The organism is Pseudoalteromonas phenolica, assembly GCF_001444405.1.
GTDB lineage: Bacteria > Pseudomonadota > Gammaproteobacteria > Enterobacterales > Alteromonadaceae > Pseudoalteromonas > Pseudoalteromonas phenolica.
This window is the reverse complement of the sequence record NZ_CP013187.1, coordinates 352,832-370,672: the sequence shown is the minus strand read 5'-3', so window position 1 is coordinate 370,672 and position 17,841 is coordinate 352,832. Positions and strand designations below refer to the sequence as shown.

Below are 17,841 nucleotides of genomic sequence, written 5' to 3'. Positions count from 1 at the left end.
ATTATCTTAATTTCCCATCGTTAAAGCCTTGGAATTTAGGGACACATGGTATATTTTATGCCCGAATCACAAAGCATGGATAATTCTTATGGAAGAAATAAATAATCTATCTGCTCAATCTGAGCAGCAAACACATCAAGTCCTATTCACAGGTAATGCTAAAGACTATTTTGGTATTTGGATCGTGAACATTTTACTCAGTATTGTCACTCTAGGTATTTACTCAGCATGGGCAACGGTAAGAACAAAGCAATACTTCTATGGTCACACCTCAATTGATGGACATCGCTTCAATTATTTAGCAACACCGATACAGATCTTAAAAGGTCGTATCATTGCCTTTGCTATTTTCGCACTATATGTCACTTTAAGTACTTACAGCCCAGTCATGGCAGTGGTATTTTTCTTAATGTGGGCAGCTGCTATTCCTTGGTTAATCAATCAAAGTTTACGCTTTAACTTAAGAATGACGAGTCATCGCAATGTGCGCTTCGGTTTTAAAGGCAATTACTTTGATGCATTAACACATTTTGTATTATTACCAATCGTTGGTGCATTAACACTGTATATTGCAATGCCTTGGGTATTGAAAAAAATCGATACATATATTCATAATAATATTGAATACGGCAATAAAGCCTTAAAAGTCGAGCTTTCAGCCGGCCGCTACTATGGCGCAGTTTTAAGGTGTTTAGTCGTTGCAATTGGCTTTGGTGTTATAAGTGCCATTATTGCTGGCATTATGGGCGGTTTTGGTGATCCTGACTCTCTTGGCGTAGCCATGGTATTTATCTCTCTAGGCTTTAACTTCCTAGCGATTAGCTTACTTACGGGTATTTATCAAAGTAAAGTTCGTAACCATATTTTTGCGAACGCTCAGCTTGACGATGTGGCAACATTTGAATCAAAACTAGGGTCTGTTGAATACTCAATATTACTTGCAACAAATGCGCTAGCCATTATCTTCTCGCTTGGTCTTGCCTTCCCTTGGACAAAAGTACGTAAAGCGAAAATGCTTGCAGCAGCAACCACTGTCACTTTATCTGAAAATGCAGAACACGTAATGGAAGTATATCGAGAGTCACAATCTTCTTTAGCAGAAGAAGCGGCGAATGTGTTTGATGTTGATATTTCTTTAACTTAAGCATATGAAGATATTAGGTACTTTATATCCGACAGGTAGCAGCAAAGCTGTTACCTGCTCGGCAGCTGTGTTTGATACTAAATTAATGTTGACTTATGAAAGTGGCAAACAAGACAGCTACGACTTTGCAGATGCAGTTTTGGGGGAGCCTATTTTAGGCCAGTCCCAAGAAATTACATTCAGCGATGGTAGCCGTTTTCTACCTGAAGACGTTAAGTTTCGCTGGCCGACCAAGCGTAAACGTCTAAAAGTAGTCGAAAAGCTAGAGCAGAACTTACTTTCTGTGCTCGGCGCTATCGTGCTAAGCCCTATTTTAGTCTACGGTATTTTGTTTAAAGCCGTGCCTGAATTTGCTGTACAAACCTATGACTTAGTACCTGATTCTGTGGTGAAAACAATGGGTGAGCAATCTATGTATGCCATAGAAAAAACAGCGCTTGAACCCACCACATTATCAGTGCAAGAACAGCAAACAGTCATCCAGCTTTGGGACGATAGTTTGCAAAAACTGTCTCTACCAGCAGATCAGTTTAAGCTGAGTTTCTATCAGTCAGATTTCTTTGGTGCGAATGCGTTTGCGCTCCCACATGGTCAAATCGTCGTTACCGATGACCTAGTAAAAAGCATGCAAGATCACCCCTTAGCACTTCAAGCGGTGTTACTTCATGAAATCGGTCATGTTGAAAAACAGCATAGTATTCGTATGGCAGCGCAAGCCGCTGCGGGTGCAATTGCTTTTGCCATGATATTCGGTGATTTAGAAGGCTTTGCAGAAGTATTACTTGGGACTGGTTCAACTATTCTGCAACAACGCTTTTCGCAAGATATGGAAAAAGAAGCGGATGATTTCGCCCTACACCATATGAAGCAGCACGGTATCGACCCTAAAGAATTTGCCAAAGCACTAGAAATTATTGTAGAGCAAGCAGGCATTGAACTAGAGAATGATGAAGAGGGTGCATGGAGTAAATACTTATCTACTCACCCAAGCATTAAATCTCGTATCGAAAATGCAAATAACTTTAAGTAATCAGATTTGAAGCTCTGTCCAAGCTCTTTTTTAACAAGAGCGGCAAACAGCGCCAAGTTCAATTGCGATTCTTTTGGTGAGCAATTATAAAAAAGCCGCGATACTCAAAAAGTATCGCGGCTTTTATTTTTATTGACCACTAAGCTTATTCGAACTCAATGGTGACAATCTGCTTCTGGCTTTGACCGTTATCACTCGTGTAAATGTAATAACTAAATGAGTCGCTTGCACCATTTGCACTGCCATTTGGTGTATAAATAAATTCACCAGAGTATTCGCTGATGGCGACGTCGCCGAAGGCAGGCGCATCTGCTAATCCGAATGTGACGCCAGTACCGCCAGGCAGCTTGCCAGCAAAAGCAGCATACTCAGTCGTAGTAAACTTAACATCAAGGCTGTTATCTACTTCAACCGCACCAAAAATAGTACCGTTGTATCTATCAATCGCTTTATTTTTTCGGACATCTTGTTCGAAGTCGTGATACAACAGTAAATCTTGCTGGCAGCCTAGTTCCATTTCCTCTTTACAAGCATTTATCTCATCTTCAGATAGTGCACGAGTCCATATCGCAACATCATCAATGTGACCTTTAAAGGTGTTTGTTGTTGTGTCTGTCGAACTGTAAGCGCCAATACGAAGTGGTACGTGGTTGTTTAAGTTACGTTTTGTACCTAACCCACTGCTACCAACGTTCTTGCCGTCTAGATACATTGTCACTTTAGCGGCATTTTCCCAATCAACAACAACGGCAGCATGGTACCAACGTCCAGTATTAAGTTTTTGACCCGTTGCTTCATATCCTTTTTTGCCATTGTTGTATGCATCATGGTTCCACGTTAAACGGTTTCTTGTGTTAACACTCCACGTCCAACCTTTATAACCATTGGCGCCACCAATTTTCTTATTAAGGATGATACGTGTTTGGTTGCCAGAACCTGGTTCTAAATAGATCCAAGCTTGTGCGGTGAAGTTGTCACCACCGAAGTCAAGTGAACCATCGACCGGGTCACCAAAGTCAACGTAGTCACCATTGCCATCAAGCGTTAAGTATACGTTGTGTTTTTCAAGCACTGGTGCATTAACTAACTCCATAGTGCTTTCGCCTGTTAGGTCTTCTACTTCACCGTTAACCATACTGTCAAAGTGATAGTAAGAAACTAGGTTTGAGTTACTTAATGAAGCGCCTAAGTAACGATTTGCCGCGATAGACTCTTGTGATTTCGCGTAATCCCAAATACGAACTTCGTCAATATTCGCATCTAACTTCTTGCTAATACCATCGTTGCCAGAACCCCACACAAAGTAAACGTTACTATCTTTAGCAGCATCTACTTCAGAAATGATTAGTTCACCGTCTAAGTATACTGACAACTGTTGAGTCGGCTGATCATAACTCACAGCATAGTGCTGCCACTGACCAACAGTGATTGTCTTAGTCGACTTATACGTGGTGTTTGTTGCTTTCACACGTAAACGACCATCAGAGAATATTCTCACCGCAGCCTTTGAAGAGTTTGCGTCTTCTGAAAAAGTGAATAAATTAGAGTTTTCTTCTGGGTTCAACGAGTTCACTTTTACCCACGCTTCAATTGTGTATGAACTGTTTGGATTAAAACCAGAGTCCATAGTTTGAATCATGCTCTGATCGGTACCGTTGATTACAATAGATTGACCAAAACCGTTCATGATAGATAAGTCTTGATGATATGGGCTTTCAACAGAGGTCCACTCACTACACTCAGGGTTACCAAAATCAGTACCATCATGCGGGGTGACACAGAAAGCCACAAAGCTATCAATGTCTTCCAATGACAAGGTGTATGATTGGTAGAATTCACCATCAATAACTTGCGCATCATCATTACTGCCTGTCGCAGAACGATACCACTGATAACGTGAGCTCTCTTCAAAATCACTTTCATGATCAGTATAAGTGTATGACGCTGATACTGTAGATTTACCGATAAAATCGCCAGTTAATATTACCTCAGAAGCCACAGGGGCATTGTTGCCATATGACAGCACCGGTTCACCACATGCTGCGCTATTACTACATAAGTCAAAAGATAATTGAGTCGTGAACGAGTTTTGCGCGATCGTGATTTCCGTTGGTCCCCCAAAGTCTGTGGTGTCATATTGGATCTCTTTTTCGCTGTCTAATAGTGGGCCATAAGAACCTTTTTCAAACATCAAACCTTGGTTACCCATAGTGTAGATGTTATCTGCGGTACAAACGGCCTCTTGGACATTGTACTCAAACTCAAGCAATTTAAATGGCATTCTAAAAAATGCATTCATTTTTGTGTTGTTAACAAATTTTGATGCAGCATTGACGGTTAATGTCGCGTCAATCATACCGTCGTTATTAACGTCATGCGTAAGCTCTGGAGTAAAGGTAATGTCTTCTTCTGGGTCAAAGTAAACCTCAGTGCCATCTTCAAGAACTAAAATAGCCGTAGATTCAATGTTCAACTCAAAGTCTTGGTGTAAATCTAGCGCTGCACTTACAAAAGTATCAAGTGTACTGAATTTGTATCTGCGATATAAATCTTCACCAGCAGGTGCAAAATAGTTATCAATACATTGTTCAGACGTGCCTTCCATTGACTCCATGCCAGCTTGTGCGTGCCACTTGGTCCAGTTAGAGCCCCAATAAATTTCTTCAGATACCCAGTCAGTTAAATCGTGACCCGCTAAGAAACGCAGTTTATCTACTTCTAAACCAATCGCTTTTTCAATCGCCTTTCTCGCATTTGAAGGCAATTCTGCTAACGAATCACGAGTTAGATTTTTAACAACTGATGAAATTTGTTCAACCGTCATATTGGCTGGAATGAAAGAGATTGTTGTGGCAGTTGGATCTGAGACATCAGTACTGATAATTTCAATACCATCAACTGCACCTTTATGAGCGTATACAACGTCAATAATATCAACGCCATTAACAAAACTCGTACCATGAGTGATATTGTCACTAACGCCTCTAGCGTGATCTTCCGCTGTTACAACAGATAACTCGTAGAAGTTGTTTTCAATTAATGAAGTTAATTTCTCATCGGTCAACTCACGCGTTAAATCGTAAACTTCAACACCATCATCTAACTTGTAACATTTAGAACGATTGAGTGCATTGGCACAGTTATCACCGTATACACCAAACGATTCTGAACCGACCGTTTTCTCATAAGATGCGTAATCGATTTTGGTTTGACCATTTAATTTTTCAAATAACGCTGATTCATATTTAATTAAATAGTCTTCAAAGATTAACTCAGCAGAGATTTGCACACCAGGAGAGGACGCAATGAAGTTTGCGTTTTCACCTACGGTAAACTTGGTTGCTAAATTAACTGGCTGACCAGCTGCGATTTCATCCGGGAAGCGTAAATCCATAGAAAGAGGAATGTCAGCTTCAACCCATCCACCGAATAGGTCCATGCCACCCACGTAATGGATTTTACCGTGTGATTCAATTCGAATAATCGCAGGATCATCAGGCAGATTTTCTTCTGGCACATTCCAAGTATGCTTCGTTTCAGTTGACGCCCACTGCGGAGAGCTCATACCTAATAATTCAAGTACTGTATTTTCGCCCCAATAACTCCCTTCACCACTTACATCACCTTCTAAGGTAATTTCCATTGAGTCCATATCTAATACGTCAACTGTAATCTGTGCGGTGTCAGTCGTATTGTATTGGTCATACACAATCACTTGTAATGTGTAAGTTGCGGTTTTTTCAAAATCTAAACGAGAGATAGCCGGGCTAATACTTAATACACCTGTTTGTGCATCTAATACGAGGTCACCATCTTCATTACCGCTCAAGATTTGGAACGTCACGAAGTCACCAACATCATTTGCATCGGCTGCAAGTATGCCAATTCCTGTACCACTGGCAGCAATTTCACTGACAGTAAACGTTTGGTCTTCTATCGTTGGAGCATTATTAACCGTAACTGTTAAACCATCTTGCACTAACATAGTCGCTGAGCCAGACGTAAATACTTTATATGTTACATTATCGATAACTTGTGTTGTTTCAGCGTCAATCCATTGGTTATTTGCGGCACCAACATAGTCGTCGTTGTCACCTAAAATACGTAAGTTTGAATTACTACTCACGCTCTTATTAAGCGTAATTGAGTTAGCGCCTGAACCACGGATATCAAACACTTCAACGTTACGAACACGAGAAGCTTGAGTTGCAAGGTCTAGATTAATACCTGAACCGTCAAATACTAATGTATCTGTGTTACCGCCTGCATCAATACGAGTGAAGGTGTTGTCAGAAATGTAAATAGTATCTTCACCAGGGCCTGCGTAAACGGCATCAGTACCACCGTTAGTTCGAATGACGTCGTCACCTGTACCAGTGGCAATATTATCTGCAGAAGCAGTACCTGTGATTGTGTCGTTACCGTCAGTCCCCCAAAGCGTTACTAACTTGCCGTCACCATTTAGAACATACACAGCACCTGTGTTGTTTAAATTGTTTTTGTTCGCAGAAGGTGTACCAAATTGAATGTCTTTGATACCGTCACCATTAACGTCACCAGCACTTGCTATGAATTGCCCAAGTTGCTCACCACCATTACCTTCTGAGTAAAAACCTTGTTGGGTTTCAATGATCTCACTAAGATAAACAGGCTCTGTACCTGCACGGCCATAAACAGCGTATACGCGACCCTTGTTGTCCTCTGCAAACGGGTCGCCAATGATGATGTCGTCAAAACCATCGCCATTTAAGTCGCCTGCACCACCGATTGAACCTAAAATAACTTGTAAGTCACTGTGGTCGATATTTGAAGCGTCGTTGTGAATTACAAAACCGCCATTGCCATTGGCAATATCCGCTAGATTGATTTCATCAGCAACGTCAACACCGCCAAATAAGATGTATGCACGAGGGTGATCAATACCCGAGCAGCACCCTGTGTCTGTCAATAATAATGCGATATCGTCAACACCATCTGCGTTCACATCACCTACATGAGAAGTAGTAAATGAAGGAAGTGCATCAAGAGTTGCATCACCAAAATCGAAACCATAATTGCCGCTGCCTTGTGGCGTGATCTTGATGCCATTGCCTGCAGATTTAATGCTGTTATATTTAACAGCCTCTCCGCCGATACGGCCATGAACAACATAACTTGTACCTGAGGTATCAACAAATAAACCATGGCTAACAATAAAGTCTGTTAAGCCATCGCTATTAAAGTCGCCCGTTGGTAAAACTTGTGCGCCATAATACCAATCGCTAAATAACTTTCTGCTTGGGCGAGTAATCGCAAAACCTTGCTCGTTGTAGTCAGTCGCAACATTAGCTAACTGAACAACATTGTTGTCTTTTTTACCGTAAACAACATACGCTAGGTTTGGATCAGCTGTACCATCTTCAAGTAAATCTCTTAATGCAAAAGAGCCTGTGCCTGCTAAGAAACGAGTTACCGTTTCACCAATAACAATATCACCTAGACCGTCACCGTTAACGTCACCAACAACTAACGTACCACCTGCATAATCTTCTGTGTATGCACCGTGAATGGCAAAACCATAGTCGCTCCCGCCAGCATTCATATCAGACAATGGCACATAGTTAGTACCAGCTTTACCAAATACAACATATACTGAGCCAGAGTTATCGCCATTGGTTCCCGCATAAGGCGCACCAACTACTACGTCTGATAATCCGTCGCCGTTAATATCAACACCACCAGCAACAGCGAAACCTGCGTTGTCGCCAGATTCAGCTCCCATGATACCAAAACCGCGAGTACCACCGATCACTTCTGTTAGTGATGGGAATGTGCCCGTTGCATCACTGAACAGAACGTAAGCTGCACCATTATCTTCATACATAAAGGTGCCATCATTTCTATAAACATCTGCTTGAGGAGAGCCAACAATGATATCGTCGAAACCGTCACCGTTTACGTCTCCAGCAGGAGCTACTGACCAACCTGCCCAATCATCCGCAGCCAGACCATCAATGGATTGCGCATTGTTGTTTAGTGAATCGTTTATGTCAGTAACATTAATCGTAACTGGCGTGTCATAATGATTACCCGCACCATCTGTAGCTCGAACAGTCAATGAATACTGGTTATTACCTAGTTCAAAATCTAATTGCGTTTGGTCAGCAACTTTAATTTCACCTTTAATCTGGTCAACTGAGAATACCCCTGCGTCGTTACCAGACACGATTGAATAGGTATAATGCTCAAGGGGAATATCCCAACGACCAGCTTCAAAAATTTGATAATGAAGTTCAAACTCACCAAAACGATTTGGTACAAGGTTTTCATTATTTGAATGCAAATAACCTTCTAGCATCATAGGTGCAACGAAATTTAAGCGCACAGCAGCGTCAAAAATCTGTTTGTCTTTACCAACCGCTTGAACGAATACAACCGGGTTGTTATACGATTTTGAGAAAGTAATCGAGAATGGATTTTCAATGTCAGTGTCATCAACCGTGATAACACCTGTTTCACCAACAATAGCCATTGTCTCAGTAAACAATAAACCTGTTCCTTGCAATGCAAAAACGTTTACGTTTTCCGCAGCATGTGACGCATCATCAAGGTTATCAATATGAACTTTTACTTTATTTGCAGACAATTCATCAACTGCCACACCACTTTGCGAAGTGCCGTTGTACGTCGATAAAGAAGTTAAAATATTCGGAGTATCTGTCATCGGCACACTAAACGCGTGTCCGTGAGTATTGTGTGTTACCGAAGTGCCAGTGCTTGACACGTCGATAGGCTTGTCGTTCCAAAAAGCTGAAATAGGCTCAGCAAATGCAATCCAACCTAGCGTTTCACCTTCGCCAGTGTCAAGGAAGCTTTGGATAACACTAGTGCCTTTTTTGTCTAACTCTGATTCTAATACCGCTTCAAAACCAAGGGCTGTTACATTGTCTAGACGATGACGCATTAACAAGCGGTTATTATTCTTGCTTGTTACGCCAGAATAAGAATAAGTACTTACTTCGTACTCTACCTGATAATCACTGTTTGACTGGATTTGACCAAACACAATTGGCGCTTGTGTGAAGGTTGAATTAAATGAAATAGGTTCAAACGCTTCACCGTTTGTTATCCAGTTTTTTATATCAGTTGTACCAACCTCTAAACGCACCGTTTTATCCGATACGCCATCTAAAAAACTAACACTACCAATGGTTGTATTAGTTTTAGTATTCTCATCAACATGTATTGTTAATGGCGCCAAGCTTGACTGAGCAATACTGGAGAAACTTGCTCCCAAAGTCAGCAATGCTAGGTACAATTTGTTCCGCGTCATAGTATTAACACCCCTCTTTTAATTGGCAAATATAGCTCAAGATAGGGGTTTATGACATGCAAATAAGGTTTAAATATGGATAGATTGTGGAAGTGAAGTTATTCCCCAAAAGCACTCCAGTTTTTCAATAATTTAGTACCAGTTTCATTCCGTTTAATATTTAACTTAACTGAACAACGGAACTGTTCACTGCTATTAAAATAAGAGCGATAAACGGTTTTCAGCCTGGCAAATTATGACAGCTAACATATCAATAAACGCAATTATTCCTAACAACGCACTATATGAATAATTACTTATTTGTAAACTTAACCTATTATGTTAGGGTCACCCTTATTGACTATTATCAGGCGTCGTGTACGTCCTTAGAGTTATAATATGCCTACTTCTTCTTTGCTCGACCTCTTCGTAATTCCTTCCGAGAGTATTCTCATATACGGGCACTATCATGGCTGGTTAGTTATACTTTCAATATTCATTGCTATTTTTGCATCATTCATGGGACTGCAAGTAGCCTCCCAAGTGACACCAGAAACCAAGCCAGCAAGACGACATAGCATGTTATTAATTGGTAGTTTTGCACTCGGTGGAGGAATTTGGAGTATGCATTTTATTGGCATGCTCGCTTTCGATCTGTGTACCAATGTTGAATATAACGGACAACTCACATTTATTTCTATGCTACCCGGTATTTTTGCTTCCTGGGTCGCACTCAATTTTCTTACCCAAAACAGGAAAGGGTTCATCCCCTTATTAATTGGCGGTGTGCTCGTTGGTGCAGGGATAGGAGCGATGCATTATACAGGGATGGCAGCAATGGAAATGGCACCTCTCCTTCGCTACGATACTTTCTTTTTTATTTTGTCTATTGTCGTTGCCGTGACATTGGCAATGCTATCTTTGTGGATCCATTTTGGCTTAACTTCGTTAAATAAACCGTACTTCAAACGACCATTCCCCGAGCTTCTAGCAAGCGCCATAATGGGGTGCGCCATTACCGGCATGCATTATACTGGGATGGCAGCAGCACGCTTTGTAAGACCCCCAGGTCTAGAACTCAGCGAGCAAACATCTGAGATCTCAATGTATCTTGCATTAGGTATTTCAGTGACCACAGCTATCATCATTTGTTTAGTCCTCGGCTTGAATTTGATCCTTAAATATAAGGATATTTCTATTGTCGCATCAGAAAACGAACATCGTTTACGTGCCATGATGGCCACAGCCGTAGATGGCATTATTAGTATCGATAGCAATGGCATTATATTAAATATTAACCAAGCTACTGAGAAACTATTGGGCTGGCAAAGTAATGAACTGATAGGCAAGAATGTTAATATTCTTGTGCCTGCCCCATTCCATGGTGAGCATGACGGCTACCTCAAACGTTATTTAGAAACAGGTGAAGCCAATATTATTGGTAAAGGAAGAGAGGTCAGTGCTGTTCATAAAGACGGGTCATTAGTAGCCATTAGGCTCGCAATAGGGCACGTTAATTTAAACAGCGGAGACATTTTTGTCGCCTTTATTTCAGATATTCGACCGCGTCTGAAAATGGAACAAGCGCTACGAGAAAATGAAGAAAAGTTCCGTTCTTTGATAACCAATATTCCGGGCATTGCTTACCGCTGTAAAGATACACCTGAGTGGCCAATGATTTATATCAGTGATGCCGTCGAAAACTTAACAGGCTATGCCCCTGAAGACTTTTTACTCCCAGATCCAACAATTAGCTTCTCACAGCTTTATCACCCTGAAGACAAAGAAAAGATCATCGATAAGTTTAATTTTAATGGGCCATTTAAGCTCGAATATCGAATTATCGATCGCGCAGGCCAAGAGCGCTGGATGATGGAGCAAGGTACTCACATCAAAGATTTAGAACGCAATGAAACTTGGATAGATGGCTTTATCATGGACATTACCGAGCGTAAAGAAATGGAACAAGCTCTAAGGCAAGCTAAAGATCGTGCTGAACAAGCTGCAACAGCGCGAGCAAACTTCATGGCGAATATGAGTCATGAGATTAGAACGCCCATGAATGCCATTATAGGGTTCAGTGATATCTTGATTGAAAACAATACTCAACTTGAACAACAGCACCATTTAAAGACAATTAATAACTCAGCAAAATCTCTATTGCACTTACTCAATGATATCCTAGATAGTGCAAAACTTGATAAAGGCAAGTTAGAGTTAGAAAAGCGCAACTTCTCTTTATATCAAGAAGTGGACGAAGTCATCTCGACACTTTGGCTGCAAGCAAGAAATAAAAACCTTCAATTATCTGTCGAAGTATCACCCAAATTAAGAGATGCTTACTACGGCTCTCCAGAGCGTATTCGCCAAGTGCTAACAAACTTGCTCAGTAACGCGATTAAATTTACAGAACATGGAACAGTAAAAGTCTCGGTAGAACCTCAGGAAAACAACATAATAAACTTTGTGATTGAGGATACTGGCATAGGGATGACGCAAGCGCAGTTACAAAGAGTATTCGATGCTTTTACCCAAGCAGATGCCTCTATGAGCCGTCGTTTCGGTGGAACAGGCCTTGGCACGACAATCAGCAAACAACTTGTTGAATTGATGGGGGGGACAATAACAGCACAAAGTACGAAAGGTGTCGGTTCACAATTTAGTTTCACCTTACCTCTTAAACCCGTTTCAACCCCTGAAATTGAACAAAAACAAGAAAATATCGCTTTACCTAAACTCACAATTCTCGTTGTAGATGACATTCAACAAAATATCGAGTTACTTACATTATTGCTAGAACGCGAAGGTCATCGGGTCATTACGGCTCGCGATGGGCAACAAGCACTCATCAGAATGGCCTCTGAAGACAATCTAGATCTCGTTATTATGGATATTCAGATGCCTGTCAAAGATGGCTTAACGGCCTCTAGAGAAAGGCGAGAATACGAACTCAACAAACGACTAAAGCGATTACCTATTATCGCCTTCACCGCCAGTGTGCTCAAAGACGATAAATTGGCAGCTAAACAAGCTGGCATGGATGGTTTTGCGAAAAAACCCGTCGACCTTCATGCGTTATTCTCCGAAATCGCTCGCGTACTCGATATCACAACCGTAGAAGAACCCCTGTCGGTTCAAGACAACACCCAAGGCAAACTAATCGATGAACGAAAAGGGATTGCTTTATGGGGCAGCAAAGAAGATTTTTATAACCAAATAAACTTATTCATCACACAATATGAATCAAACTTAGCGAACTTGGCAACATTGTTTGAACAACAACAGTGGCCAACTTTACAAGCAGAATTACATAAACTTAAAGGGATCTGCGGCAATCTATCACTTACAAAATTAATGCGACAATTAGAAAAGCTAGAAACGGTTGCAACAACAGAACAGCAACAAGCCAAAGCGACACTGCATGACATTGCTGAGTCAATAGATCAATTGAAGTCTGAAGTTACAACACAAATACAGCAAAAAGCGATTGCTGATGTTAACAATAAGAGTGACAACCTTTGTGGTTTAACGGAGGCATTGAAAGCTCTAAAGAGCACCTTAGAGCAGAATGAGATAGACGAAACGATTTTAGACCAATTAACTCAGTATCAAATGCCTCAGTTTGCCTCTGAAGTTGAAGCGATTACTTCAGCAGTTAATGATTTTGAATTCTCCCAAGCAGTCATGCTAACCGAGCAGTTAATTAAAAAGGTTTCTTAAATTATGGCGATGCAAGACACTAGACCACTAATTTTAGTAGTTGACGATGAACCCGCAAACCTTCGCGTACTTAAACAGATATTACAAGACAACTATCGTTTAGCATTTGCTAAAAGTGGCGAAGAAGCACTTAAGCTCACAGCAAGTAAGCAACCAAACTTAGTATTGCTTGATATTATGATGCCGGATATGACTGGGCTAGAGGTCTGCAAGACACTGAAAGCATCAGCTTTAACAAGTGCGATACCAGTTATTTTTGTCACTGCACTTAACCATGAAACCGATGAAACTCAAGGATTTGAACTTGGCGCTGTAGACTATATTACCAAACCCGTTTCGAGCGCGGTTGTAAAAGCCCGAGTTGCCACTCATTTGTCATTAGTGAGAGCCGAAGAATTAAAAGCAACACGCCTGCAAATTATTCAGCGCCTAGGCCGAGCTGCTGAATATAAAGACAACGAAACTGGCATGCACGTCATGCGAATGAGTCATTATGCCAAAGTCATTGCGCTCGCTTATGGTTTCGATGAAGCACGCGCAGATCTATTACTGCACACTGCACCGATGCATGACATTGGAAAGATTGGCATACCAGATCACATCTTACTAAAGCCAGGTAGGCTTACCCCAGAAGAATACGAGGTGATGAAAGGACATCCGCAAATCGGAGCAGACATATTAGGAGAAGATGAATCAGAGCTTATTTCATTAGCAAAAATCGTTGCCCTCACCCACCACGAAAAGTGGGATGGCAGCGGTTATCCAAATGGGCTAAAAGGTGATGATATTCCAATTGAAGGCCGCATTGTTGCGATCAGTGATGTATTTGACGCACTTACCAGCAAACGCCCTTATAAAGAAGCTTGGAGCATAGAAAAAACACTTGCGTTTTTAGATGAACAAAGCGGACTACATTTCGATCCAAAACTGGTGCAAATTTTTAGACAACAACTAGATAAAATTTTAGAAATCAAAGAAAAATATCAGGAAGAATAAAGAAAACCCAACCGTAAATATTTAAATCTTAAACATTTACGGTTGGGTGTGAGTCAGCCTGTAAGCCGGGTTCTGTCCCTCTTGCGAGGTGATAATCATTCGTCTAGGCCTAGCATTGCTACTAGGCTCAAGCAACCTACCCGGTTCCGATGTGGGCCACACCATAAGGAACCCTATTTGGTCTTGCTCCGGGTGGAGTTTACCTTGCAACCAACTGTTACCAGTGGCCCGGTGCGCTCTTACCGCACCCTTTCACCCTTACCAACCGAAGTTGGCGGTCTCCTCTCTGCTGCACTTGTCGTAGGCTCACGCCCCCCAGCCGTTAGCTGGCACCCTGCCCTGTGGAGCCCGGACTTTCCTCCCCCTGATCATTTTCGTCACAGGCAGCGATTATCCGGCTGACTCAGGCGGGCGATTATACGCAAGAATGTTGCAAAGCACACGCTTTTTAAAGATTAATCGTCTTTATCGGCAATCACGGCTTTGTAAAGCGCGTTTTTCTTTAGGCCAAAGTATTCAGCAACCACGCCACAGGCTTTTTTCAATGGCATTTCAGGCTCAAGTAAACTCAGCATTTTACGTGCATCTGCAGGTATTTCATCTTGTTGTTTGGCTTTGCCTGGCAGCATTAAAACTAGCTCTCCACGCTGTTTTTCAGGCTCATTATTTAAATATTCAATTAACTCGCCCACCGAACCACTGAAGAAAGTTTCGTATGTTTTAGTCAGCTCTTTTGCAAATACCACATGTTGCTCTGCGCCTAACGCCGTTTGCATATCTTCGAGACTTGCCATAATACGGTGGGTACTTTCATACATGATACTTGTAATACCACTTTCAAATGCATCTACAAAGAATTGCTGGCGAGCTTGGCTTTTCGCCGGCGTAAAACCAATAAACTGGAATCTATCTGTTGGTAAACCAGAACAACACAGTGCCGTGATCGCAGCACAAGCGCCTGGTACAGGTGTGACATCAGCCCCCTCATTTCGACATAAATTTACAACCGCATAACCGGGATCGCTGATAAGTGGCGTGCCGGCATCCGACACCAATGCAATATTAAGTCCTTCGTTTAGCCAATCTAAGATCTGTTGTGCTTTTTGCTTTTCGTTATGATCATGCAGCGCAAAAGTTTTTGCTTTGATATTAAAGTGGCTTAATAACTTACCAGTATGACGGGTATCTTCAGCGGCAATTAAGTCAACCTCTGCTAAAGTTGTTAAAGCACGCTCACTGATATCGGCCAAGTTGCCGATCGGCGTTGCGACCACATAAAGGGTACCAATTTTGTCTGTATTCTGTGCTTTTGTCATTGAGCTCTCCAGTTTCAGTCAGTAAGATATCCCTTTGAGGAATGTTTATCGTTAGGAAGTTGCGGTGCGACTGAAAGTAATTTGTCTTGTAATAGGTGTATTGTCGGGTTTATCGGCGTGTAGTACAACCGAAAAATCACCAGCTGATCCTCGTGTTGTGCAGAATCAGCCGCAAACTAAAGTACCAGAAGTCCTCAATGCAGAAGGACTACTGAACAAAGCGCGCACAAAACAAGGGGCGTCTCGTATCCAGCTCCTTTACAGTGCCCGTGAAAATGCGATAAAAGAACAAAACTGGCCTATTTTAGAACAAGCCTGCTTAGCTTTAGAGCGCAATGAAACCGTCGATTATGTGCAAAACAAACTCTATATCGCATTGGCAAGAACCGAGCTAAATAATTACAGCACTGCATTAAACATTCTTAAAGCCTTAAATGAGCGCCTGTCTTTACCTGAGCATAAAGCGTGGCATCAGTATTTAATGGGTCGTATTTATGCTTCTCAAGGTATGCCAAAAAAAGCGCTGACTTATTACTTTAAAGCGGCTGATTTAAGCTTCACAGATAACCTTAAGGTGGCAAACCTTAATGATGAAATCTGGCAAGCATTACAACAACTGTCTTCGTATGCATTAGAACGCTTCGATCGGGGCACTGTGATCCAAAGAGGTTGGGTAAAACTGGCAAAATATCAACAGATTTATATAGGTTCTGGCATACAACTTCACCAAGCCCTTAATAACTGGCAACGCCGTTTTGTGAATCACCCTGCAACTTACATTCTGCCAAAGAAAGTCCAAAATGCGGTAAACCTAGCCCCCTATCAAGCAAAGCGTATCGCTGTACTACTTCCACAAAGTGGCTCCAGCAAACGACTGGGCAGTGCTCTAAAAAATGGTTTCTTGGCAGCGATGGACCACAGTGAGATTAATGATATCACTTTCATTGACGAGCAACTTAGTGCCGAAGACATAGAAAGGCAACTAGCCACCCAACAGTTTGACTTCATTATTGGCCCATTACTCAAAGATAATATTGAGAAAGTAAGTAACAGCAGCGCCATTCAAAGCACGCCAACTCTTCATCTAAATATTGCAGAAACGCCGAATTTAAACGCAGAGCAATACTTTTTTGCCTTAAATCCAGAGCACGAAGTTGAGCAAGCTATGGTGCATTTTTTATCACAAGCGTTTCAAAAACCAATGCTATTAGCACCAGATACACTGTCGGGTCTGAGACTTGTTAACCATTTTAAAAATGAATGGCAAAACTATAGCCTAATCGAACCAGAAATTGGCTTATATACGGATAGCAAAGATATGGCGAAAGTCGTAGCAAACCTACTCGAGGTGGATGCTTCTAAAGAACGTATTAAAACCGTAAAGAGTTTATTCAGAAAAGAAGTAGAGAGTGAAACGCGCTCTCGCATGGATATTGATGTTATTTATATTCTTGGTGACGCCATTGAGACACGTTTATTAAAGCCTTACCTTGACGTCAATGTCAGTACTTTTGCCAAACGAATTCCCCTTTATGCAAGCTCTAGAAGTTACTCTAAGCGAATGGATCACACTGACAAAGGTGACCTTGAAGGCTTATTTTTTACTGAACAGCCTTGGATGCTAAATAAATCAGTTGATAAATTTAATTTAAGAGCACAATACGATGCATTATGGCCGGAGCAAGCTGATATAGAACAACGCTTATTTGCTATGGCCTTTGATGCCGTTCACCTTATTCCTGAACTCAAGCAATTAGCCAAGATACCTGGTAAAGCATATTCAGGTCTAACAGGTAAACTTAGTATTAAAAACAATAATACCGTTGAAAGGCGTTTAGAGTGGGCACAATACAAGCAAAAGCAAATTCAACTTGTACAACTAGAAGAACAAAAACCAACACCACTGTTTATGCAAAATCACAACCGCTTCCAAGAAAGCTTAAAGGATTAATTCAATATTTAATAAATAAGGGATCGTATGCTAAAAGGATTGTTTGCCAATACGCGTGCCAAAGGCATGCACTATGAGCAACTAGCAGAGCAATATCTACAAGCGCAAGGGCTAAGTGCAGTTTCTCGCAACTATAACTGTAAATATGGTGAGATAGACCTCATCATGAAAGAGCAAGATACACTTGTTTTTGTTGAGGTAAAGTATCGAAAAAGCAATAACTTCGGTGGCGCTATTTCAGCTTTGAGCCCGAGTAAGCTTCAAAAACTTCAGCGAAGTATTTATCATTACTTAGAATGCAAAAAACTGAAGAATTTACCGATAAGGATAGATTTTGTTGCTATCGAAGGGTTGAGTTCGGACAATATAAAGTGGATTAAAAACATATCTTAA

8 protein-coding genes and 1 other RNA gene are annotated in these 17,841 nt (G+C 41.3%); 6 read left to right on the top strand and 3 right to left on the bottom strand.

Translation table 11 applies throughout. The annotated features are described in order from the left end of the window. Window positions 1–88: 88 nt before the first annotated feature. Together PP2015_RS01715 and PP2015_RS01710 are read left to right on the top strand one after the other, a co-directional pair. Window positions 89–1,144, top strand: coding sequence for a YjgN family protein (locus tag PP2015_RS01715; RefSeq protein ID WP_058028630.1), 1,056 nt, complete (start codon window positions 89–91; stop codon window positions 1,142–1,144). Between the two features lie 4 nt (window positions 1,145–1,148). Next, entirely contained in the window at window positions 1,149–2,174 is a 1,026-nt protein-coding gene (locus tag PP2015_RS01710) for a M48 family metallopeptidase (protein ID WP_058028629.1), read from the top strand. 145 nt (window positions 2,175–2,319) lie between these two features. Here the strand turns inward: PP2015_RS01710 and PP2015_RS01705 are convergent, their stop codons facing one another. Further along, window positions 2,320–9,486 carry a LamG-like jellyroll fold domain-containing protein gene (locus tag PP2015_RS01705; RefSeq protein WP_058028628.1) on the bottom strand — a complete coding sequence of 2,389 codons (7,167 nt, stop codon included), beginning with the start codon at window positions 9,484–9,486 and terminating at the stop codon, window positions 2,320–2,322. A 378-nt stretch (window positions 9,487–9,864) separates the two neighbouring features. Here PP2015_RS01705 and PP2015_RS01700 point away from each other — a divergent pair, with 378 nt between their 5' ends. Beyond that, a complete protein-coding gene (locus tag PP2015_RS01700) occupies window positions 9,865–13,185 on the top strand; it encodes an MHYT domain-containing protein (protein ID WP_058028627.1) in 3,321 nt (1,106 codons plus the stop codon). A 9-nt stretch (window positions 13,186–13,194) separates the two neighbouring features. Then, the gene (locus tag PP2015_RS01695; protein ID WP_193330494.1) at window positions 13,195–14,181 is read left to right on the top strand and encodes a response regulator; all 987 of its coding nucleotides are present in this window, start codon (window positions 13,195–13,197) and stop codon (window positions 14,179–14,181) included. A 45-nt stretch (window positions 14,182–14,226) separates the two neighbouring features. Here the strand turns inward: PP2015_RS01695 and rnpB are convergent. Both rnpB and rsmI read right to left on the bottom strand, forming a co-directional pair. Beyond that, window positions 14,227–14,587: RNase P RNA component class A (rnpB, locus tag PP2015_RS17340), an RNA gene on the bottom strand. A 49-nt stretch (window positions 14,588–14,636) separates the two neighbouring features. Further along, window positions 14,637–15,497 (bottom strand): 16S rRNA (cytidine(1402)-2'-O)-methyltransferase, encoded by an 861-nt coding sequence (rsmI, locus tag PP2015_RS01690; RefSeq protein WP_058028625.1) that lies wholly within the window; start codon window positions 15,495–15,497, stop codon window positions 14,637–14,639. A gap of 64 nt (window positions 15,498–15,561) precedes the next feature. On the opposite strand from rsmI, the gene PP2015_RS01685 reads away from it, so the two are divergent. Continuing rightward, on the top strand, window positions 15,562–17,448 hold the full coding sequence (locus tag PP2015_RS01685; protein ID WP_058028624.1) for a penicillin-binding protein activator: 1,887 nt from the start codon (window positions 15,562–15,564) through the stop codon (window positions 17,446–17,448). A gap of 27 nt (window positions 17,449–17,475) precedes the next feature. After that, on the top strand, window positions 17,476–17,841 hold the full coding sequence (locus PP2015_RS01680) for a YraN family protein (RefSeq protein ID WP_058028623.1): 366 nt from the start codon (window positions 17,476–17,478) through the stop codon (window positions 17,839–17,841).